The organism is Streptomyces sp. NPDC002306 (genome assembly GCF_053593435.1).
In genome coordinates this window covers 410,507-430,628 of sequence record NZ_JBSFCK010000004.1, presented here as the reverse complement: position 1 = coordinate 430,628, position 20,122 = coordinate 410,507, and the positions used below count along the sequence as shown (strand labels likewise).

Here is a 20,122-nt window from a genome sequence, read left to right as displayed (position 1 = left end):
CTTCCTGCGCACGGCTTGATCAACGATCAAATGCGGCGAATTCCCTGGCCACGGCCTATTCCGCTCATTTGACAGTGCGCTGAGCACACGGATAGGAAGCAGCCTCAGAGGTCGAGAGGTAGGACTGTGTACGAGCCGAACGTGGTCGGGGACTGGCACGAGTACGACGAGCATGCCGGTCTGCGTGTCCGCGTCCACGGACTGGAGCCGGCCGAGCCGCCGCGCGGCCGGGACGACGCCGCCGAGGGGATGACGTACTTCCGGCTCAGGGTGACCGTCGAGAACCGGGGCGAGCGGTCCTTCGGCATCCACCTCGAGGACGGCCAGATCGACGTGCGGATCGGGCCCGACGGCGAGAGCGCGTTCGTCGACTGGCGTAACACGCAGTTCATCGAGGGCTTCGACGTCTACCCGCTGCGGCGGGCCACCGCGGTGCTGTACGCCGCGGGTCCCGAGGCCTCTCTCGCCCAGATCGACGTCCAGATCCAGTTGCGGGTCGACGAGGAGTGGGCCGACCGCCGGCTGTGGACCGGCGGCCTCGGTCTGCACGAGGGGTCCGCCGGAGCCCCCGCGGGCGCCGGGCGCGACAGCCTGGCCCGTCAGGTGAGCAACTTCCTGCGCGACCAGGCGGAAGAGGGCACCGCCTGACACGGTCGCGCTCGGGGCGATCGTGTCGGTGGGGGTGTGCCCGTGGTGGTCCTGTCCGGCGCGGCTCGGCCTCCGGCACGCCACCCGCTCGGCCGCGCCACCTGCTAGGCGCTATCCGTTCGGCCGCGCCCCCCGCTCGGCCGTGCTATCCGTTCGGCCGCGCCCCCCGCTCCGATGCGGCCGCGCCCGCGACCCGGCTCCGGCTCAGTGCGGGATGCCGTCGATGATCTCCCGGGCGCCCTGCCGGAGCAGCGCCACGGCGACCGAGGTGCCCAGGGTGGCCGGGTCGAGCCGGCCCGCCCACTCGTGGGCGTTCAGCCGGACCTTGCCGTCGGGGGTGAACACGCAGGCCCGCAGGGACAGCTCACCACTGCGGTCCACGCGCGCGAACCCGGCGATCGGGCTGTTGCAGTGTCCCTGGAGCACGTGCAGGAACATGCGTTCCGCGGTGGCCTCCCGGTGCGTGGCCGGATCACCGAGCCCGCTGACCGCGTCGATGAGATCGGTGTCGCCCTCACGGCACTGGAGCGCCAGGACGCCCGCACCGATCGGCGGCATCATCGCCTCCGGCGACAGCACCTCGCTGATCACGTCCGTGCGGCCGATGCGCTCCAGACCGGACACCGCCAGCAGCAGCGCGTCCGCCTCACCCGCCGCGAGCTTCTCCAGCCGCCGGTTGGCGTTGCCGCGGAACGGCACGCACTCCAGGTGCGGGTGGGTGGCGGCCAGCTGGGCGACCCGACGGACGGAGGACGTGCCGATCCGGGTACCGGCGGGAAGCTCGTCGAGGGTGAGTCCGCCGGGGTGGACCAGGGCGTCACGGATGTCGTCCCGCTTCAGGAACGCGGCGAACACCGTGCCCGCCGGCAGCGGCCGGTCGGCCGGGACGTCCTTGACGCAGTGCACCGCGAGATCGGCCTCCCCGGCGAGCAGCGCCGCGTCGACCTCCTTGGTGAACGCGCCCTTGCCCTCGACCAGGGACAGGTCGCCCATCCACTTGTCGCCGGTCGTCCGCACCGGCACGACCGTGGTCCGTACGCCTGGATGCAGCATCGCCAACTCGGCCCGCACCCGCTCCACTTGGGCGAGCGCCATGGGCGAGTCACGGGAGACGACACGGATCATTTCGGGAACGGACATGCGGGACACCATAGACCCTCACGGGGGTGCCTCAGACGGAAACCGCACTCAACGGTGCACCGGCAGGCTGTAGCGCACCTTCTCCATCGCGCGCCCCCCGAGACGGTCGTAGAAGCGGATCGCGCCCTCGTTCCACGCGGGGGTCTGCCACTGCACCTCGCTCATCCCGCGGCGGCGGCCCTCGGCCACCACCGCGTCCATCAGCAGGGCACCGAACCCCAGACCACGACTGCTGGGCGCCAGGAACAGGCAGTCCATGTGGAGGTACTCGCGGCCGTCCCAGGTGGAGAGCACGGGGGAGCACGTGGCATAGCCGACGACCTCGCCGCCGGGCAGTTCGGCCACCAGACAGACCAGCCGGGGCACGGTGCCGTCCACCCCGTCGGGGCCGTCGCGGTGGCCAGGGGCGTCGGGGCCGTGGGCGCCGCCCCGGCCGTCGAAGAGCAGGGCGGCCAGACGGTCGGCCAGGTCGGGAACGGGTGGCTCGGCCCGCTCGTACCGCGCGTGCTCGGCGGCGAGTGCGGCGACGCGCGGCAGATCGGCGCGCTCGGCGTGCCGGACCCGGGCGGCGGAGGTCATCGCAGTCCCCCCTCGGCGGTGTCGGAGCGCCAGGCGGCCAGGCGGTCCGGGAGGGCGCCGGTGCCGTCCAGGACGTGCCGGGAGAACGCGTCGCGCTCGTGGGACAGCACCGCCGCCTCCCACACGCACGGCGCCAGTCCCGCCCGGCCGGGCCGCAGGGCCTCCGGCCGCCCGGCCGGTCCCGTGAAGATCGCCAGGTCGGCCATGTGGCCCTCGATCCAGGTGTGGACCAGGACGTAGTCGCCGTCGCCGCCCGCGTGCACCAGCAGCACCGCGAGGCCCAGCGAGCCCCGCCGGTCGCCGAGCGAGAGATGGGCGGCCGCGGTCCGCAGCGCCGCCTCGGTGTCCCGCTCGGTCACCGTGCGGCCCGGCGCCTCGATCGCGTACGTCTTGACCAGGTGCCCGGCCGCCTCCCGCGTACCGGTCGCGCGGGCGACGCGGGCGTGGTGGCCCTCGGACAGGGCCAGCAGCGTGTCCGCCCGGACGGCCGACGGCGGTGCGTCGTGAAGATCCATCCGCACATCATGCGGCGCCGGTGCGCGGGAGTCCATGGCCCGGACCGCCCTCGGCGGGCGGCGCCGAGAGCGGCGCCGAGGGGGACTTCGGCCAGGCCGGCACCGCCAGCGCGGCCACCGTGAGCAGCCCGCCCACCAGGAACGCTCCGCGCGCCCCGACCACGGGCAGCAGGGCACCACCCAGCAGCGCACCCGCGGCCACCCCCACGTTGAAGGCCGCCGAGTTCGCCGCGAGGGCCGACTCGGTGCGCCCCGGCGCCACCCGCAGGCTCTCGCTCTGCGTCGCCACGAACACCGGCCCCACGGACGCCCCCAGCAGCATGACCAGCGCGACGACGGCCACCTCGCCGCGCGCCGCGGACAGGCCGAGCAGGGCCACCGCCTGGGCCGCCACCGATACGGCCGGCGTGGCGCGCGGGAACCGGTCCAGCAGCGGTCCGGTCACCGAGACCCCCGCCAGCCCCGCCGCCCCGAAGGCCAGCAGCACCGCGCCCACCGAGTCGGCGGCGAACCCGGTCACGTCCGTCAGGAAGACCGTGATGTACGTGAACCCGGTGAAGGCACCGGTCACCGACAGCGCGGTGGTGGCGAGCACGACGGCGAACCGGCGCCGGTCGGGAGCGGCACCGTACGCCGCGTGACTGTCCTGTGGGCGGGACGTCGGCAGCAGCACGGCGATCACCACCAGGCAGACCGAGGCCAGTGCCCCCAGCACCGCGAACGGCGCCCGCCAGCCGACGTGCCCGCCCAGCCAGGTCCCGGCCGGCACCCCGAGCACCGTGGCCAGCGATCCGCCCACGGACAGCAGCCCGATGATCCGTCCCCGGCGCTCCGGCGGGAAGAGACCGACCGCGACCGGCCCCATCACGGCCCAGAACAACGCCTGCGCGAGCGCGGTCACCAGCCGTGCGGCCAGCAGCAGCCCGTACGACACGGTGTCCAGCGCCGTGGCCCAGCCGGCCAGGGCGAGCAGCCCCAGCAGTGCGGTGAGGACATGACGGCGGGGCACGGACCGGGTGACGTGCGCGAGGGGCAGCGAGACCGCGGCCACGGTCAGCCCGTACCCGGTGACCAGCGCGCCCACCGCCGCGAGGGGCACCCGCAGGTCGGCCGCCATCAGGGAGAGCAGACCGACGGGGAGGTTCTCGGTGGTGTTGAAGGTGAACGCCGCCAGCATCAGCGCCGCGACGACCGCGGCCCCGCGCCACGCGGGCGGACGTGCGCTGTCCATGGATGTGCCTCTCCGGCTGCGGGGTCGACGGCCGGGGGCAAGCGTGTCGGGCCAGGTCCGGGGCCTCTACTCTTTCGGCCGGGGACGAATCGCTCACGGAGGCCGCCTTGCCGCTGACCCTGCATCTGGGCACCGACGACCTGACGCGCTGCCGGTTCGCGATCTCCCCGCTGTGCCAGACCCACGAAGCGCTACGGCTGTTGCGCCGGCCCGCCCGGCACGGCTACCACCGCGCCTGGCTGCGCCGGACCGCGCCGACCGTGGCCGGGCTCGACCTGGCGCCGCTGTGGCTGTTCGTCCCGCGCCCCGGCGGCTACACCCCCGACTTCCTCGGCCCGCCCCCCTCGGAGCCGTACCCCTCCATCGAGGACGAACTGGCCCGGATGCGTGCCACGGACCCCGCCCTCGCCCACGCCGAGATGGTCCGCTCGCTCGCCTGCGCACCCGGACTCGCCGAGTCGCCACGGGGGCGCGCCGCGCTCGACGATCCCGCCGGGACCGTACGACGGCTCGCCGACCTCACCGAGCGCGCCTGGCACGCCCTCCTCGCCCCGGACTGGCCCCGCCATCGCGCCGTCCTGGAGGCCGACATCGCCCACCGCTCCCGGCAGGGCGCGGACGGCGGGCTGGACGCGCTGCTCACCGGCCTGCACCCCGGGATCGACTGGGCCGGCGACACCCTCACCCTGCGGATGTACGGCGATCTCGCCGACGCGCAGGGTGCCGACGGCCGGGGCGTGCTGCTGATGCCGAGCGTGTTCGTCTGGCCGGACGTGGTCAGCGGCTTCGCCCGTCCCTGGCAGCCGACGGTGATCTACCCCGCCCGCGGCATGGGCCGGTTCCACGCCGCCCCGGTGCCGCCCCCGTCGGACGCGCTCGCCCGCCTGCTGGGCGGCGGGCGCGCGGCCGTCCTGGCCGGTCTCACCACGCCCGCCTCGACCACGGAACTGGCCCGCCGGCACGCGCTGGCGCCGTCCTCGGTCTCCGCCCATCTGTCGGTCCTGAGGGAGGCGGGACTCGTCGAGTCGCGACGGCAGGGCTACTACGTGCTGTACCGGCGGACTGGGCTGGGGGACGCCCTGGCGGACCGCCGCTGAGGCTCCCGGCCCTTCGCTGCCTGCTCGTGCCCGCTGAGGCGTCCGGCCCGCCGCTGCTTCACCGTGCCCGCGGCCGAGGCGGTCAGCTCTCGCGGTCGCCGTCGAGCGTGACGTGGACCGTGTGGTGCCCGGATCCGCCGGCCGGCAGGACGGGGTCGGCCGCCCTGCCGTCGATCGCGCAGGAAGCCACCCGGCTGCCGTGGCCGGACAGGCTGATGTCGAGCGTCGTGCCCCGGTACCGCAGGCCGCGCAGGCTCACCGGCCCCCAGGCGCCGGGCAGACAGGGGCGCAGACGCAGCGCGTCCGGGGTGAAGGTCAGGCCGAACAGGCCCTCGTGGACCAGGCGCAGCCAGGCCGTCGCCGACCAGGTCTGGTCGGGCTGGGACACGAAGTGCTCCGGCCGGCCGCTGCCGCCCCGCTGCCAGCCGCCGTCGACGGCGCCGCTCACGGAGTCGTACACCTCCCGGAAGCCGCCCGCGGCGAACAGACCCGCCAGCAGGTCGACGGAGCGCGCGAAGAGGCCGGTGCGGCCGGCGTCGGCCGTGGCCAGGCCGTACAGACCGTGCACCATCGGCCAGAGCATGACGTTGTGCCGGCCCGGCTTGCGGTCGTCGAAGCGCGGGTAGTGCGGCCACACGTTGACGATCCCGTGCGGCTGCCAGTGGGTGCGGTCCAGGATCAGGCCGGCCCGGCGCCGGTCGGCGACGCCGAGGAGCAGGGCGAGGGCGAGTCCGGCGCCCTCCTGCGCGGTGTCGGGCCGTCCGTCGTCGTGCAGCAGGTAGGCGTACGTACCGGCCCGCTCGCGCCACAGATGCCGGTCGATCGAGGCGCGCAGCCGGGCCGCCTCCGTGCGCAGCGGCGCGGCGGGCTGCCCGAGGGCCTCGGCCATGTCCGCCAGGGCCGACAGGGCGCCGTGGTAGAGGCAGTTGGTCGACAGGCACATCAGCCGCTCGGTCCCGGGGTGGTCCAGGACGAAGGAGGAACGGACGTCCTTCGACTCGGGCGGGGCGGGGTAGCCGGAGATGCCGTCGTTCATGAAGCCCGGCCCGCGGAAGAGGCCGTACGCCGGATCGAAGTGCCGGCCGCGGCGCGCGGACAGCGTGTTGACGGCGGTCTCGTGGGCCTTGGCGAGGAAGTCCCGGTCGCCGGTGACCCGGTAGTGGTGCCAGGCGGCCGGGACCCAGACGACCTGGTCCCACCACTGGTTGTCCTGCTGCACGACGAGCCCGTCCGGACCGCGGTCGACGACCGACCAGAGCGTGTTGCGGCCGACGGCGGGCGTCAGGAGGCTCGCCGCGCTCCACGCGTTGACGGCCGCGTCCCGGGTCCACCGTTGCGGTTCCGGGTACCCGCCCCCGGCCCGTACGAGCGTCCCGGGCGGGTCGGTGAGCAGTCCCGCCCTGTCGTACACGGTCCGGTCGGCGGTCACGGTGTTGGTCTCGGTCAGGTCGGTCAGCGCGGCCGCGTACAGACCGCCGAGCCGCCGCTGGGTGGCGGGGTCGGCGAAGGCGAGTGAGGGCATGCTGACACCGTTCCCCGGGGCCGTGGGCCGTGCACCGGCGCCGACGGTTCCCGCCGCGCCCAGTGCCGCGAGGAATCCCCGCCGTGAGACCCCGCCCCGCCGTGAGATTCCGCCCCGTCGTGCGCCGACCGCCGCCACGTCACGCCCTCCCCGCTCGCGCTGCTCCAGGCTCCCGGAGCCGTGGTGACTCCGGGAGCCTGGAGAACGAGCGGGACGGGAATCGGTGGCGCGGTCAGGCGTTGGGGTCGAACGTGATTCCGGACGGCTTCGCCGAGGAGAGGTGCGAGGCGAAGCTGGCGTCCTTCAGACCGAAGTTGGCGCTGCCGAAGTTGTAGGAGCTGAGCTTGTCGCGCAGGCCGGCCGGGTAGCCGTTCCAGCCGACCAGCGGCGGGTACTGCCAGGTGTGCTTGTGGTTCTCCGGCGGCTCGTCGTTGGTGTTGGCCAGCCGGAAGCAGTGCGTGCTGATGCCGTCCTTGTGGTAGACGATCTTCGCGTGCGTGCCCTCGAAGCGGACGGTGGACGCCGCGTGCACGGTGAACGAGCCGTGGTTGGAGGTGGAGACGTACTGCACCTGGTTGTTCTGCACCCACACCACGACGTGCTCCCAGTCGTTGCGGTGGCCGCCGAGGCTGGTGCCCGCCAACGCCTGGTCCTTCTCGAAGTACAGGCCGTAGATGTACGCGCACCAGCCGTTGTTGCACTTGTAGCGCGAGTAGCTGTTCGTGTTGTCGAGGTCGGAGGCGTCCCGGCACGACCCGTTGAGGGCACCGGTCGGGTTGAGACCGGGGTTGATGGTGCCGTCGGAACCGATGGCCGGCGTGGAGTAGCAGCCGTCCGTGTCGTAGTCGAAAGTGGGCTGGAACGTCAGTTCCGCGGCTTCGGCGTTCTGGGGCAGAGCCTGGGGCGGGGCGGCGAAGGCGACGGCGGGGAAGGCGATGACGAGGGCGGCGGCTCCTGCCAGACCGGTGAGCCATCTCCTGCGGTGGGCCTTGAACTTCTGTGACGACACTGCGTCCTCCTCTGTCCGGGCGCAGCCCAACGGCTTTGGGGGAATGGGGAGTTCAGCTTCCCGGGTTTTCCCATCCGGGCCAAGGGGTCACATGCGTACCAGTGGTGAAGCGCAGCCCAATATTTGATCCATGACGTGGTGTCAGGCGGCCTCGCCCGGCAGGTCGGCCGCCGGACAGGGTGTCAGGCGAGCCCGTCCGGCAGGTCGTCCGGCACGTCGGCCGCCGAGTCCTCGGGCGCGAGGTCCGGGCGCAGCCGCAGCCAGGACGGCTGGCGCAGCAGCCCGGCCCGGGTGCGCGTGCTGAAGCGGACCTCGCCGACCAGCCGGGGCAGTACCCAGTGCGCGCCGGGGACCGGCGGCACGGGGTCGAAGGGGCACCGGTCCGTCGCCGCGGTCCGCAGCAGCGCGGTGAGCTCGGCGCGTTCGGCCTCGCTCCAGCCGGTGCCCACACTGCCGACGTAGCGCAGACGCCCGGCGGTGCGCTGGCCGACCAGGACGGCGCCGGGCAGACCGGACAGCCGGCCCTTGCCGGGCAGCCAGCCGCCGACGATCACGTCCTCGCTGCGCAGGTTGCGGATCTTGACCCAGGCCCGGGAGCGCACCCCGGCCTCGTAGACGGAGTCCAGTCGTTTGCAGACCAGGCCTTCGAGCCCGTGCTCGCGGGTGGCCCGCAGCGCCTGCTCGCCATGGCCGACGAGAGCGGTGGGCGTCGACCAGTACGTCCCGTCGAGCCCGAGGTCCTCCAGCTCCGTGCGCCGCCTGCGGTACGGCTCGGTCAGCAGGGAGCGGGCGCCGAGGTGCATGACGTCGAACAGGACGAGGTGGACGGGGACCTCGGCGGCCCGGCGGGCCGCCCTGCCCGGCGCGTGGGCCAGCCCCATGCGGGACTGGAGCAACTGGAAGTCGGCGCGGCCGTGTTCGTCCAGCGCCAGGACCTCCCCATCGAGAACGGCGGGCGTGCCGTCCAGCGCGCGGCCCAGCGTGCGCAGCTCGGGGTAGGCGAGGGTGATGTCCTCCCCGGATCTGGCGCGCAGCAGCACACCGCCGTCCCCGGCCAGGTAGGCCACCACGCGCTGGCCGTCCTGCTTGGTCTCGTAGGCCCAGTGCGCGTCCTGCGCGGCGGGTGGCAGGGCGCCGGACATGGCGAGCATGGGGGCGATCAGCGGCAGGGTCACGGGTGAGGTGTCGACGGCCCGGGCGCCCCTCACGCGTGCCGCCCATCGGTTTCCCCTGAACGGCGCCGTCCGCACCGCCGCCGGCGGCCTCAGTCGCCCGAGCACCCGAAGATGCCAAGGTGCGTCGGCCGGTCGTCCGTGTACAGGACGATGTAGACGCCCGTCCATCTCATCCGGCACTCGTCCAGCAGCGTCCGCGGCCGGGTGCCGGGCGGACCGGAGTGCTCCAGCGACCGGGCGAGCAGGGCGCGGAACTCGGCCTCCGTCGGCCGGTCGGTGCCGAAGTGGTGGGCGACGCGGTCGTCCGGGAGGGGGTGCAGGGTGCCGTACTCCCTGGGGTCGTACTCCCTCGGCGGGGCGCTCGTGCGGTCCACCCGCCGGATGTCGAGGATCGAGTGCGTGCCCTCCTCGCCCATGAACTCCTCGTCCGCCCAGAGTTCGTCGAGGCTCTCGTACGCGTCGTCGTCGCCGTAGTCCTCCTCGAAGACCCGCGCGTGCAGCGCCTCGAGGCACTCCTCGACGCTGCCCGTGTACGAGGTGACGTAGTCCCAGCCGCTCGCGCCCATCGCCCGGTCCTCCCCAGGTGAGATTCATGAAGCGGGCGCAACGCTAGGCGGAGCCACTGACAACGGCCCCGGGCGTGGGCGCGGGGCGCCCGCCTGCGTTTCCGCGCGGCTGCGTAGGCTTGACGTCCCTGGAGACCGCCGGTGCGGCGGCGGACCCGGGACGGCACGGGGACCGGCCGTCCCAGGGCGGTGCGCAGTCCCGGAGCGGTGGTGGTCATGGCGGGCAGGGCGGTGCGGGCGGAGCAGTCCGGCGCGACCCGGGAGCTGATCCTGACCGCGGCGGAACAGCTGTACGCCGAGCGCGGGGTGTACGCGGTGTCCAACCGTCAGGTCAGCGAGGCCGCCGGCCAGGGCAACAACGCGGCGGTCGGCTACCACTTCGGCACTCGCGCCGACCTGGTCCGGGCGATCGCGCGCAAGCACGCCCGGCGCGTCGAGGAGGCACGGGCCCGGCTGGTGGCCGAGGCCGGCGACTCCACGGACCTCCGCGACTGGGTGTCCTGCCTGGTGCGCCCGCTCACCGAGCACCTCGCCGGTCACGGCAGCCCCACCTGGTACGCGCGGTTCTGCGCCCAGGTGATGACCGACCCCGCGCTCCACCAGATCATGGTCGAGGAGTCCCTGTCCTCGCCGTCGCTGCGCCGGGTCCTCGACGCGCTGGACCGGTGCCTGGCCGATCTGCCCGCCGAGGTGCGCGCCGAACGCGCCGCCATGGCCCGCCATCTGATCCTGCACACCTCCGCCGAGCGGGAGCGCGCCCTCGCCGAGCACCTCCCCCCCTCGCGGCACCTGGCACGACGCGGCCACCGGTCTGATCGACGCGATCGTCGGCCTCTGGTCGGCACCGGTCACCCGCGCGCCCTGACGCCGCCGGCCTCCTCCATTTACTTGCGTTACGCAACAAGATGGTAAAGTGGTGTGTATGCCCACGTCACCGCTGCCCGCCGCCCCCGCCGCCTCCCCGGAGGTCGTCGAGATCGAGCGGGCGCTCACCCGCATCACCTACCTGAGCACCCGGGCCCGGCAGCACGAGCGGCTCATGGCCCTGGCCGGGGTGCCACTGGACCGGGCCGCCGTGGCACTGCTGCGGCAGATCGCCGACTCCGACCCGCTGCGGCCGGGGGAGCTGGCCCACCGGCTGGGCGTGGAGGCCTCGCACGTCACCCGTACGGTGCAGCAACTTCAGAAGTCCGGGTACGTCACCCGCGTACCGGATCCCGACGACGGCCGGGCGCAGCGGATCCAGCTGACCGACACCGGCCGGCAGGCCGTCGGCCGGGTCCGGGAGGCCGGCGCCCGCGGGATGCAGCTGGCGCTCGCCGACTGGTCGCCGCAGGAGCTGCGCGAGCTGGCCACGCTCTTTCACCGCATGGTCGACGACTTCCTCTCGTACGCCGTCGACGACGAGGCCGAGCAGCAGACCACCACCGCGACGGGCGGTGCCTGACCTCGCCGGACCCGGCCGCTCTACCGTCGAGTAATATCGCGCGGCAGGTCGTCAGAGGAGGAACCGTGCCACGGTCCGAACGCTCGTCCCTGCTGCTCGCCGGTCTGTTGGCCACCGCGGGCACCGCCCACTTCGCCAGCCCGCGCCCGTTCGATGCCACCGTGCCCCGCGCGCTGCCCGGCTCGCCCCGGGCGTGGACGTACGCGAGCGGTGCCGCCGAACTGGCCCTCGCGGCCGGACTCGCCGTGCCGCGCACCCGGCGGGTCGCCGCGCTGGCCGCCGCGGCGTTCTTCGTCGGCGTGTTCCCCGCCAACGTGAAGATGGCCGTCGACTGGCGCCACCGCCCCACCCCGCAGAAGGCCGCCGCCTTGGGCCGTCTGCCTCTTCAGGTGCCCCTCGTGCTGTGGGCCCGCAGCGTCGCCCGGAGTGCGGAGGGCCAGTCATGAGCACCCAGATCGAGGTCGGCACCCGGGTCGAGGACTTCTCGCTCCCGGACGAGACCGGCACCGTACGCAGCCTGTCCGAGCTGCTCGCCGACGGACCCGTCGTGCTGTTCTTCTACCCGGCCGCCCTGACCGCCGGCTGCACCGCCGAGGCCTGTCACTTCCGTGACCTGGCGGCCGAGTTCGCCGCGGCGGGCGGACGTCCGGTGGGCATCAGCGGCGACTCCGTCGACCGGCAGCAGGAGTTCGCCGGCCGCCATACGCTCGGCATGCCCCTGCTGTCCGACGCCGACGGCGCGGTCCGGGAGCGGTTCGGTGTGAAGCGGGGGTTCTCGCTGGCGCCCACCAAGCGGGTCACCTTCGTCATCGCGCAGGACCGCACCGTCCTGGAGGTCGTGCGCAGCGAACTGCGCATGAACACGCATGCCGACCGGGCCCTGGCCGCGCTGCGCGCCCACGGGGGCTAGGAGCCGGCCGACCGACGGGCCGACCGGAGTGGCTGGTCGCTGATCGCCTTCCCTCCCCGCGCCGCGCCGCCGTCCTTCGTCGGGGACGCGGCTCCACGGTCTCCGCCGCGGCAGTCGCAGCCTGCCGCGGCACCCCGCCCCGTCCCGCCGTACTCGCCTTCGTCGACGGGCGGCCCTGGCGTGTCCTGACGTGATCCGGTGGACCGGCCCTGGGCGCCCCCGGGGCGCCGCGGGCCGCCCTGCGGGAAGCGGAGCCGCCCGCGTTCGATGCGGTGGGACACTCGCGTTCGATGTGGTGGGACACCCGCGTTTGATGCGGTGGGACAATCGGATCATCCTGGATGACATGGAGCATGTCGCCGCCGTGGCGATCGTCGACGTCCGGGGTGTGGTGACCGCTTGGAGTGAGGGTGCCCGCGCGCTGACCGGCCATGCCGCCGAGGAGGTCGTTGGCCGTCGGGCGCGCGATCTGCTCGCGCGGGACGTCCAGGCCGGTTCCCCGCCCCAGCTGACCGGCACCGCCCTGCTGCGGCACCGCGACGGCTCCGCCGTCCCCCTCGACCTCACGGCCTGCCCCGTGCTCGGTACGGACGGCACACCCGGCGCGTACGTGATCACCGCCGAGCGCTCCGGCGGACCGGGGGCCGGCCTCGCGGAGCAGGCCTTCCAGCAGGCGTCCATGTCGATGTCGATCTTCGACACCGAGCAGCGCTACCTCCGCGTCAACGAGGTGGCCTGCCAGGTGATGGGTGTGCCCGAGGAGGCCCTGCTCGGCCGGCACCTCCTGGAGACCGTGGAGGACGCCGAGCAGCACCAGGGATTCCTGGACCATCTGCGCCAGGTCGTCGAGACGGGGCTGCCCGTCCGCTACCAGAGCTTCGCGGGGGCGCCCGCGCTGGAGCGTGAGCATGCCTGGAGCATCGAGATGTGGCCCGTACGGGACCCCGCCGAGGAGCTGACCGGGGTCGCGCTAGTGGCACTCGAAAGCACCGAGCAGTACTGGGCCCAGCGGCGGCTGACGCTCCTGAACGAGGCGGCGGCCGGCATCGGCACCAGCCTGGACGTGGTGCGCACCGCCGACGAACTGGTCGAGCTCCTGGTCCCGAAGTACGCCGACTTCGCCAACGTGGACCTGCTCGAATGGGTCCTCGGCGCGGACGAGCCGCCGCGGGAGCCGGACGCGGAGGACATCGTGCTGCGCCGGGTCGCCCACCGTTCGATCAACGACGGCACACCCGAGTCGGCCGTGCACCTCGGCGAGGCGGAGGCCTACCCGCCGACCTGCCTGCCGGCGCGGGCCCTGCGGGAGGGGCGGGCGGTGCTCGGTCAGGCGGGCGAGCCGGAGTTCCTGAGCTGGCTGGAGCAGCGCAATACCCGCTCACCCGCGGGACGCCCCTTCCGCAGGGGCGCCCACTCGATGCTCGCGGTGCCGTTGCGGGCCCGCGGCACCACGCTGGGCGTCGCCGTGGGTGTCCGGGTGGCCCACCCGGACCAGTACGCGGCCGACGACATCGTGTTCGCCGAGGAACTGGCCAGCCGTGCCGCCGTCTGCATCGACAACGCCCGCCGCTTCGCCCGCGAACGGGCGACCGCGCTCGCGCTCCAGCACAGCCTGCTGCCCCGCGGACTGCCCGGACAGGCGGCGGTCGAGGTGGCCCACCGCTATCTGCCCAGTGGGTCGATCGCGGGTGTCGGCGGCGACTGGTTCGACGTGATCCCGCTGTCCGGCAGCCGGGTCGCCCTCGTCGTCGGCGACGTCGTGGGACACGGCATCCCGTCCTCGGCGACGATGGGACGGCTGTGCATGGCCGTACGCACCCTCGCCGACGTCGACCTCCCGCCGGACGAGCTCCTCACCCATCTCGACGACCTGGTCACCCACCTGGCCACCGACGACGCGGACGACGATGTCGCCGAGCTCGGCGCCACCTGCCTCTACGCCGTCTACGACCCCGTCACGCGCCACCTCACCCTGGCCTCCGCCGGTCACCCGGCCCCCGCCGTCGTCCTGCCCGACGGCACCGCCCAGCTCATCGAGACGGCCCCCGGGCCCCCGCTCGGCGTCGGCGGCCTGCCCTTCGAGGCGACCGAGCTGGAGCTGCCCGAGGGCACGGTCGTGGCCCTCTACACGGACGGTCTGATCGAGGACCGCGACCGTGACATCGACAGCGTCACCACCGAGCTGTGCCACGCGCTGACCGCGCGTACCGACACCCTGGACACGCTCTGCGACACCGTCCTCAAGGCCGTGCTGTCGGAGGAACCGAGCGACGACGTGGCCCTGCTGCTGGCCCGCACCCGCGCCCTGGGCGCGGACCGGGTCGCCACCTGGGACGTCCCGACGGACCCGGCGCAGGTGGCCGTCACCCGGCAGGACGTCGCCGAGCAGCTCGCCGCCTGGGGCCTGGAGGAGACCGCGTTCGTCACCGAACTCGTCGTCAGCGAGCTCGTCACCAACGCCATCCGGTACGGCGAACCGCCCATCCAGCTACGGCTGATCCGTGACCGTGCCCTCATCTGCGAGGTCTCCGACGGCAGTTCCACCTCCCCGCATCTGCGCCGCGCCCACGCCTTCGACGAGGGTGGGCGAGGTCTGCTGCTGGTCGCCCAGCTCACTCAGCGCTGGGGAAGCCGGCAGACCGGCAGCGGCAAGATCATCTGGGCCGAGCAGCCGCTGCCGCCGGAGTGATCACTCGAAGGGGCAGCCCGGGTTCGGCGCGTCCTCGGCGAACGGCGCCCCGTGCGGCAGCACGTAGAGCACGTCGAGCACGACCGGCGTGTCACCGAGGTTGCGGCCGATGTGCACGTTGCCGGACCCGGCCGGCTCCTGGATGGCGCTGCCCGTGCGATAGACACCGTCGGACGCGCAACCGGAGTCGAAGTGACTGAGCGTGCCCTGCCGCACGAAGGCGTAGAGCGGGCCGTCGTGGTAATGCCAGCCGGTGGCCTGGCCGGGCGGAATGGTGATCTCCCTGAGGACGTAGTCGGTGCCCGCGACGGTCTTCCGGGCGATCAGCCGGGCCGCGACCCCGGGGCCGGCCGGGGTGGCGTGGGCGGTGGCGCAGGCGAGCACGGTCGTGGCGGCGACCGCTCCGGTCACGAGGGTGCGGAGCAGGGTGCGCATGGGGAAGGCCTCCTGGGGTGCACGGCGGGCGACGGGCATGTCGCTGTGAACATACGTGCGAGGAAGGCCGGTCGGGGACGGATTCCGCTGATCTCCGTCGGTCGTGTCGGGGCGGTGGCCGCGAGCGGTTCCCGGACCCGTCCGCCCAGGGTCCGGGAACCGCTCGTGCCGGGCTCGGAGTCGGAGCTCCGGGCCCGGCGCGGAGTCAGAACTCCTCGTGCGCTTCCGGGTCCCCGCCCAGTCGCCGGTGCGGGCGGTCGGCGACGGTCGCCATCTGGGCCTGGTCGAGCGCGAAACCGAAGACGTCCAGGTTCTCGCCCTGGCGTTCGGGGCTGGCCGACTTGGGGATGGGGATCGCGCCGAGCTGGGTGTGCCAGCGCAGCACGACCTGTGCCGGGGTCACCCCGAGGGCCTTGGAGACCTCGACGATCGCGGGGTCGTCCAGCAGGTGAGGGCCGCGGCCCAGCGGACTCCAGCTCTCGGTGCGGATGCCCTTGCGCTCGTGGAAGGCGCGCAGGTCGTCCTGCGGGAACAGCGGATGCAGCTCGATCTGGTTGACGGCCGGGAGCACCCCGGTCCGCTCCTCGATGCGCTCGATGTGCTCGGCCGTGAAGTTGGAGACGCCGATCGAGCGGACCAGCCCCTCCTCACGCAGTTTGATCATGGCGCGCCAGGAGTCGACGTACGCGCCGACGCGGGGCAGCGGCCAGTGGATGAGGTACAGGTCCACATAGTCCAGCCCGAGGCGGGCGCGGGACTCCTCGAAAGAGGCGAGCGTCTCCTCGTAGCCGTGGTGCCGTCCCGGGAGCTTCGTCGTGACGACGATCTCCTCCCGCGGAATGCCGCCGGCCGCCACACCGCGGCCGACCCCGGTCTCGTTGCGGTAGTTCGTGGCCGTGTCGAAGAGCCGGTAGCCCAGCTCCAGCGCGTCCACCACCGCCCGCTCCGCCTGCGCGTCGTCCATCGGCCAGGTGCCCAGACCGAGGGCCGGGATCGTCCTGCCGTCGTTGAGTTCGTGCGTCGGAATGCTGATCACCGTCGGACCTTCCCTTGAGTGCGTTCCGCGTCCAGCCTCGTGGACAGGGGCAGGAATGATCAACCGGGCGGACGGCGGACGGCGGACGGGGACGGGCGGTGCCCCGAACAGGCCGGCGACGACGACGCTCGCCCGGCGCGGCGTTCGCTGTCAGGCTCTGACCCGTAGGTGAAGTCGACGAACAGCGGAGTGCGTATGACGACGGACAGCCGTACGGCGGACGAGGCGATGCGGCGTGCCGGGGTGGTGGTGACACCGGTCGCCGGGCACATCGGGGCCGAGATCGAGGGCGTCGACCTGGCGGCCGGCCTGGACGACGTGCAGGTGGCCGTGATCCGGGCGGCGGTGCTGCGGTGGAAGGTGGTGTTCTTCCGGGGGCAGCGGCTCGACCACGCCGGGCACGTGGCGTTCGCGCGCCGGTTCGGCGAGCCGGTCGTACCGGGCAGGCGGGGCGGCGCCTCACCTCCCGACTTCCCCGAGATCGAGACGACCGCCGACCGGCTGGAACTGGGCGGACGGTTCGGGATGGAGCACCAGGAGTGGCTGGAACGCCGTCGGCACACCCTGCTGCGCGGCTGGCACTGCGACCACGGCGCCCGCGTCGACCCGCCGGCCGCGTCGATCCTGCGCGCGGAGACCGTGCCGCCCTACGGCGGCGACACCACCTGGTCCAACCTCGCGGCCGCGTACGCCGGACTGTCCGCGCCGGTGCGGGCGTTCGTGGACGGCCTGCGGGCCGAGCACCGGCTCGGCGTCGGCTACCAGCCGCGTCCGGGCGACGACGCGTACGTCCGGCACCTGCTGGACCATCAGGTCGCCTCCGTGCACCCGCTGGTGCGCGTCCACCCGGAGACGGGCGAGCGGGTGCTGTACGTCAACGGCTACTACGTCGAGCAGATCGCCGACGTGTCCCGCGCGGAGAGCCGGGCGCTGCTGGACATGCTCCTCGAACAGGCGGTCCGGCCCGAGTACACCGTCCGCTTCCGCTGGGAGCAGGGCAGCGTGGCCTTCTGGGACAACAGGGCCACGATCCATCTGGCACCCGGTGACAACGCCCACCTCGGCTTCCCCCGGACCATGCACCGGGTGATGCTCACCGGTGACGTGCCGGTCGGCGTGGACGGCAGGCCGTCGCAGCCGGTCGTCGGGACCGAGGCGGGACGCTGGTGACTCAGCCGGTGGGTCCGGTGGGTCCGGTGGGTCCGGTGGGTCCGGTGGGTCCGGCGGCGTCGGTGGCGGGGCGGCCGAGCGCGGGGCCGAGCCGGGTCGCGATGTCGGTGAGGATCTGCGTGTAGTCCTCGTGCTCGAAGGTGAACGGCAGCGCGAACGCCACCTCGTCGACCTCACGGAACGCGGCGTGCGCGTGCAGGCGTTCGGCGATCTCCTCGGAGGTGCCGACCAGGTCCGGCGCGAACAGCAGACGCGCCGGACCCTGGGGCGCGGTCGTGCGAGGGGTGCGGGTCGCCGCGAACTCCTCGTACTTCGCGCGCTGTTCGGGGGTGGCGGAGTCGGTGGGGATGACCACCAGGCCCTGCGAGACCCGGGCGGCCTCGCCGTCGGGGTGGGCGGCCCGGAAGGCGCGGATGTGGGACAGCTGGATCTCCGCGAAGTCACCGGGCTCGTCCGGGTCGTCCGGCGCCTTGACGACGCTGCTCGTCAGGAGGTTCATGCCGTGCTCGCCGGCCCAGCGCGCCGAGCGCGTGCTGCCGCCGCCGTACCACAGGCGGCGGCCCAGCCCGGGGGACTGCGGCTGCACCCGGTCGGAGAACACCTCGAAACCCTCGGCGCCGCTGAAGTCCGTGACGGGCTTGCCGCGCACGTGGTCCAGCAGCCGTTCCACCCGGTCGTAGCCGAAGTCCTCGGCGTCCGCGGTGTCCGGGTACAGCGCCCCCTTGACCTGGTCGTAGTGCATCGGCGGGCCGACGCTGACCCCCGGGTTGAGGCGGCCCCCGGACAGGATGTCGACCGTCGCCAGGTCCTCCGCGAGGCGCAGCGGGTTCTCCCAGCCCAACGGGATGACCGCCGTGCCCAGTTCGATCCGGCTGGTGCGCTGCGAGGCCGCCGCCAGGACGGCGACGGGGGAGGAGATGCCGTACTGGAGATGGCGGTGGCGGACCCACGCGCTGTCGAAGCCGAGCCGCTCGCCCAGCTCGATGATCTCCAGCGTGGACTCGTGTCCCCGGCGCGGGTCCGCCTCGTCGAACAGTCCGATGGTGAGGAAGCCCAGTTTGCGCAACGGGCGTGAGATGGGCGGCATGGGTTCCTCCGTCGTCCACGGCCCGGCGGGCCGTACCCCGGTCGTCTTCTCGCTCTGCCTCTTGATTGTCGCAGGTGGTCGCCGCGGCGGCCGCTCAGGCCAGCGGGATGACGACCTCGTCCTCCACCGGCGGGTCGGCCTCCTGGGCGAGGTTGCCGGTGGCCGCGAAGCAGCGCAGCCGGACCGTGTCCGGGGTGACGTCCAGCCGCAGGAAGCACTTGAAGAAGGGCGGGCTGTACGTCGCCGAGCCCGGCGAGAACAGCTGGGTGTAGATCTTGCGTACGGGCAGGCGGAAGCGGGAGGGCCGGCCGGGGTCGCCGCCCGCGCCCAGGAGAGTCGCGACGAGGCGGACACGCCGGGTGACCGGGACGGACGGGTCACCGCCACGGACCGGGGCGATGCCGAGCCGTTCGGCGAGCACGGCGGTCGCCTCGGCCTCGGTGAGGGTGAAGAAGCGGCGCAGGCGCAGGCGGCGGCCGTAGAGGCGGCTGTAGAAGGCGAGGGAGTCTCCGCGCAACGGATAACAGCGGAAGTCCCGCTCGCCGACGTTCGCGACGCGGACGCGCGGAATGGTGTGCGTGGCGTGCATGAACGCCCCGCCGCCGCCCGAGACCACGTACTGGACGGTCCGGCCGTCCACGTCCACCGGATAGCGCTGGTAGTTGTGGATGTCGCCGCCTATCGCCGCCACGTAGTGGTGGCCGGGGTCACGGACCACGTCGTCGACCGTGCCGCCGCCCTCGATCGGGCAGGGGTGGTGCTCGCCGTCCACGTAGAGGGGTGAGCCCGTGACGAGGATCTTCGGGCGGGGCCCCTGGGACACCTCGCGCAGCCACGCGCCCTGCTCGGCGTCGATGCCGCCCAGCAGACCGGTGTCGATGCCTACGATCCGTACCGGTCCGGCGTCGATCGCCCAGTACGGGCCGGGCTGGACGGATTGTTGACCGGGCGAAGACCGCAACTTCCGTGCCTCGTCGAGGTGTTGACCGTCTCCCGGACGCGGCCGGTGCCACAGCAGGTGGCGCAGCCAGGCCCGGGTGAGCGGGCGTGGCGCGGGCTCGGCGGCCAGCGGCGGGGCGTCGTCGCAGAAGACGCGCATGAACGCGCCGAGATCCTCGTACCAGTCGTGGTTGCCCGGTATCGCGTAGATGGGCGCGCGATAGTCCTGGTACGGCCGGAAGAACTTGTCGCCGTAGTCGTCGGCGCTGCCCACCGGATAGATCACATCGCTGGTCAGGACGGTGAACCGGGTGTCCTCACCGGCCTTCAGGAAGCCTGGCACGACGGCGTACTGGGACGCGTCGCCCTCGCCGGTGTCACCGATCACCATGAAGGAGAACCGCTCCGGGTCGTCGCGCCGGATCACCTTGTCGGCGGGCGCCCCGGCCGCCGCCCGCTGGGCCGCCCAGCGGCCGCGGGTGCGCCCTGTCGGATCGCCGAACCAGGAGGCCAGGATGCCGTTGCGGGCGGCCCACAGTGTCCTGGGGTTCAGCCACGACAGCTTCTCGACCTCCGTCGGCATGAGCTGCTGGTACGCACCGCGCTCGGCGGCGCCCCAGCCCGCGCCCTCGGCTGTGTCGCGTGAGGAGTCAGACATCGGTGCACCGTAGCAACGATCTCCGCGCGGCCTGTCGGCGGGCCGCTCCGTCGCACGGCCCGGACGTACGACGTCCGACCGGCCGGACGCTTCCGGCAAGTGCGCAGAAGAGGGGGGTAGTTGAGGCCGACGGCGCCCGGCGTGCACGGCACCGCCGCGCGACGCCGGCCCGGTCTCCCGGCCACGCCTCAGGGCAAGCCCTCCGGCCCGGCGGCGGGGCGGACCGACGCATGTCCGCGCCCGCGCCGGGCCGTTCCGTCTCCGCGCTC

At 73.5% G+C, this 20,122-nt stretch carries 19 protein-coding genes and 1 pseudogene; 8 read left to right on the top strand and 12 right to left on the bottom strand.

Going from position 1 to position 20,122, the window contains the following annotated elements; translation table 11 throughout:
• Nucleotides 1-126 precede the first annotated feature (126 nt).
• Entirely contained in the window at nucleotides 127-648 is a 522-nt protein-coding gene (locus tag ACWCQK_RS11950) for a hypothetical protein (protein WP_451154594.1), read from the top strand.
• A gap of 204 nt (nucleotides 649-852) precedes the next feature.
• Here ACWCQK_RS11950 and hemC read toward each other — a convergent pair whose 3' ends face one another.
• Genes hemC through ACWCQK_RS11930 form a run of 4 tightly spaced genes read right to left on the bottom strand, consistent with a single transcriptional unit; the run spans nucleotide 853 to nucleotide 4,113 of the window.
• On the bottom strand, nucleotides 853-1,788 hold the full coding sequence (gene hemC / locus ACWCQK_RS11945) for a hydroxymethylbilane synthase (protein ID WP_451154592.1): 936 nt from the start codon (nucleotides 1,786-1,788) through the stop codon (nucleotides 853-855).
• Nucleotides 1,789-1,836: 48 nt separating this feature from the next.
• Nucleotides 1,837-2,367, bottom strand: coding sequence for an N-acetyltransferase family protein (locus ACWCQK_RS11940; RefSeq protein ID WP_451154590.1), 531 nt, complete (start codon nucleotides 2,365-2,367; stop codon nucleotides 1,837-1,839).
• A complete protein-coding gene (locus ACWCQK_RS11935) occupies nucleotides 2,364-2,882 on the bottom strand; it encodes a hypothetical protein (RefSeq protein WP_451154588.1) in 519 nt (172 codons plus the stop codon). The genes ACWCQK_RS11940 and ACWCQK_RS11935 overlap by 4 nt, the downstream gene beginning before the upstream one ends.
• A 7-nt stretch (nucleotides 2,883-2,889) precedes the next feature.
• Nucleotides 2,890-4,113, bottom strand: coding sequence for an MFS transporter (locus ACWCQK_RS11930; RefSeq protein ID WP_451154586.1), 1,224 nt, complete (start codon nucleotides 4,111-4,113; stop codon nucleotides 2,890-2,892).
• Between the two features lie 107 nt (nucleotides 4,114-4,220).
• Here ACWCQK_RS11930 and ACWCQK_RS11925 point away from each other — a divergent pair, with 107 nt between their 5' ends.
• Complete coding sequence (locus ACWCQK_RS11925) at nucleotides 4,221-5,210, top strand: DUF5937 family protein (protein WP_451154584.1); 990 nt, start codon at nucleotides 4,221-4,223, stop codon at nucleotides 5,208-5,210.
• Between the two features lie 82 nt (nucleotides 5,211-5,292).
• Here the strand turns inward: ACWCQK_RS11925 and ACWCQK_RS11920 are convergent, their stop codons facing one another.
• The 4 genes from ACWCQK_RS11920 to ACWCQK_RS11905 all read right to left on the bottom strand — a co-directional run bounded on the left by ACWCQK_RS11920 (nucleotide 5,293) and on the right by ACWCQK_RS11905 (nucleotide 9,482).
• Nucleotides 5,293-6,732, bottom strand: coding sequence for an MGH1-like glycoside hydrolase domain-containing protein (locus ACWCQK_RS11920; RefSeq protein WP_451154582.1), 1,440 nt, complete (start codon nucleotides 6,730-6,732; stop codon nucleotides 5,293-5,295).
• A 232-nt stretch (nucleotides 6,733-6,964) separates the two neighbouring features.
• Entirely contained in the window at nucleotides 6,965-7,741 is a 777-nt protein-coding gene (locus ACWCQK_RS11915; protein WP_451154580.1) for an NPP1 family protein, read from the bottom strand.
• 182 nt (nucleotides 7,742-7,923) lie between these two features.
• Nucleotides 7,924-8,916, bottom strand: coding sequence for an ATP-dependent DNA ligase (locus ACWCQK_RS11910; protein ID WP_451154578.1), 993 nt, complete (start codon nucleotides 8,914-8,916; stop codon nucleotides 7,924-7,926).
• A gap of 89 nt (nucleotides 8,917-9,005) precedes the next feature.
• On the bottom strand, nucleotides 9,006-9,482 hold the full coding sequence (locus tag ACWCQK_RS11905) for a hypothetical protein (RefSeq protein WP_451154576.1): 477 nt from the start codon (nucleotides 9,480-9,482) through the stop codon (nucleotides 9,006-9,008).
• A 216-nt stretch (nucleotides 9,483-9,698) separates the two neighbouring features.
• On the opposite strand from ACWCQK_RS11905, the pseudogene ACWCQK_RS11900 reads away from it, so the two are divergent.
• From ACWCQK_RS11900 to ACWCQK_RS11880, 5 genes and pseudogenes are all read left to right on the top strand, one after another.
• Nucleotides 9,699-10,347 (top strand): annotated as a pseudogene (locus ACWCQK_RS11900) (TetR/AcrR family transcriptional regulator).
• 57 nt (nucleotides 10,348-10,404) lie between these two features.
• On the top strand, nucleotides 10,405-10,929 hold the full coding sequence (locus ACWCQK_RS11895) for a MarR family winged helix-turn-helix transcriptional regulator (protein ID WP_451154574.1): 525 nt from the start codon (nucleotides 10,405-10,407) through the stop codon (nucleotides 10,927-10,929).
• A gap of 65 nt (nucleotides 10,930-10,994) precedes the next feature.
• A complete protein-coding gene (locus ACWCQK_RS11890; RefSeq protein WP_451154572.1) occupies nucleotides 10,995-11,375 on the top strand; it encodes a DoxX family protein in 381 nt (126 codons plus the stop codon).
• Nucleotides 11,372-11,839 (top strand): peroxiredoxin, encoded by a 468-nt coding sequence (locus tag ACWCQK_RS11885; protein WP_451154570.1) that lies wholly within the window; start codon nucleotides 11,372-11,374, stop codon nucleotides 11,837-11,839. Before ACWCQK_RS11890 ends, ACWCQK_RS11885 begins: the two co-directional genes overlap by 4 nt.
• Before the next feature lie 346 nt (nucleotides 11,840-12,185).
• Nucleotides 12,186-14,528, top strand: a complete 2,343-nt coding sequence (locus tag ACWCQK_RS11880) for a SpoIIE family protein phosphatase (protein WP_451154568.1) — start codon at nucleotides 12,186-12,188, stop codon at nucleotides 14,526-14,528.
• Here the strand turns inward: ACWCQK_RS11880 and ACWCQK_RS11875 are convergent, their stop codons facing one another.
• Together ACWCQK_RS11875 and ACWCQK_RS11870 are read right to left on the bottom strand one after the other, a co-directional pair.
• Nucleotides 14,529-14,963 (bottom strand): cupin domain-containing protein, encoded by a 435-nt coding sequence (locus ACWCQK_RS11875; protein WP_451154566.1) that lies wholly within the window; start codon nucleotides 14,961-14,963, stop codon nucleotides 14,529-14,531. It lies immediately after the preceding gene.
• Nucleotides 14,964-15,168: 205 nt separating this feature from the next.
• Complete coding sequence (locus ACWCQK_RS11870) at nucleotides 15,169-15,999, bottom strand: aldo/keto reductase (protein ID WP_451154564.1); 831 nt, start codon at nucleotides 15,997-15,999, stop codon at nucleotides 15,169-15,171.
• 195 nt (nucleotides 16,000-16,194) lie between these two features.
• Between ACWCQK_RS11870 and ACWCQK_RS11865 the strand changes: the two genes are divergently transcribed.
• On the top strand, nucleotides 16,195-17,169 hold the full coding sequence (locus tag ACWCQK_RS11865) for a TauD/TfdA dioxygenase family protein (protein ID WP_451154562.1): 975 nt from the start codon (nucleotides 16,195-16,197) through the stop codon (nucleotides 17,167-17,169).
• Nucleotide 17,170: 1 nt separating this feature from the next.
• Here ACWCQK_RS11865 and ACWCQK_RS11860 read toward each other — a convergent pair whose 3' ends face one another.
• Together ACWCQK_RS11860 and ACWCQK_RS11855 are read right to left on the bottom strand one after the other, a co-directional pair.
• Nucleotides 17,171-18,256, bottom strand: a complete 1,086-nt coding sequence (locus ACWCQK_RS11860; protein WP_451154560.1) for an LLM class flavin-dependent oxidoreductase — start codon at nucleotides 18,254-18,256, stop codon at nucleotides 17,171-17,173.
• Between the two features lie 94 nt (nucleotides 18,257-18,350).
• Nucleotides 18,351-19,853: a metallophosphoesterase family protein gene (locus tag ACWCQK_RS11855; protein WP_451154558.1), complete on the bottom strand. Its 1,503-nt coding sequence runs from the start codon at nucleotides 19,851-19,853 to the stop codon at nucleotides 18,351-18,353.
• Nucleotides 19,854-20,122: the final 269 nt, after the last annotated feature.

Bases quoted from the DNA above. Each gene is read 5' to 3' on its own strand.
- hemC (WP_451154592.1), bottom strand. From the start codon at position 1,788: ATGTCCGTTCCCGAAATGATCCGTGTCGTCTCCCGTGACTCGCCCATG.
- ACWCQK_RS11940 (WP_451154590.1), bottom strand. From the start codon at position 2,367: ATGACCTCCGCCGCCCGGGTCCGGCACGCCGAGCGCGCCGATCTGCCG.
- ACWCQK_RS11935 (WP_451154588.1), bottom strand. From the start codon at position 2,882: ATGGATCTTCACGACGCACCGCCGTCGGCCGTCCGGGCGGACACGCTG.
- ACWCQK_RS11930 (WP_451154586.1), bottom strand. From the start codon at position 4,113: ATGGACAGCGCACGTCCGCCCGCGTGGCGCGGGGCCGCGGTCGTCGCG.
- ACWCQK_RS11920 (WP_451154582.1), bottom strand. From the start codon at position 6,732: ATGCCCTCACTCGCCTTCGCCGACCCCGCCACCCAGCGGCGGCTCGGC.
- ACWCQK_RS11905 (WP_451154576.1), bottom strand. From the start codon at position 9,482: ATGGGCGCGAGCGGCTGGGACTACGTCACCTCGTACACGGGCAGCGTC.
- ACWCQK_RS11895 (WP_451154574.1), top strand. From the start codon at position 10,405: ATGCCCACGTCACCGCTGCCCGCCGCCCCCGCCGCCTCCCCGGAGGTC.
- ACWCQK_RS11885 (WP_451154570.1), top strand. From the start codon at position 11,372: ATGAGCACCCAGATCGAGGTCGGCACCCGGGTCGAGGACTTCTCGCTC.
- ACWCQK_RS11880 (WP_451154568.1), top strand. From the start codon at position 12,186: ATGGAGCATGTCGCCGCCGTGGCGATCGTCGACGTCCGGGGTGTGGTG.
- ACWCQK_RS11875 (WP_451154566.1), bottom strand. From the start codon at position 14,963: ATGCGCACCCTGCTCCGCACCCTCGTGACCGGAGCGGTCGCCGCCACG.
- ACWCQK_RS11865 (WP_451154562.1), top strand. From the start codon at position 16,195: ATGACGACGGACAGCCGTACGGCGGACGAGGCGATGCGGCGTGCCGGG.
- ACWCQK_RS11860 (WP_451154560.1), bottom strand. From the start codon at position 18,256: ATGCCGCCCATCTCACGCCCGTTGCGCAAACTGGGCTTCCTCACCATC.
- ACWCQK_RS11855 (WP_451154558.1), bottom strand. From the start codon at position 19,853: ATGTCTGACTCCTCACGCGACACAGCCGAGGGCGCGGGCTGGGGCGCC.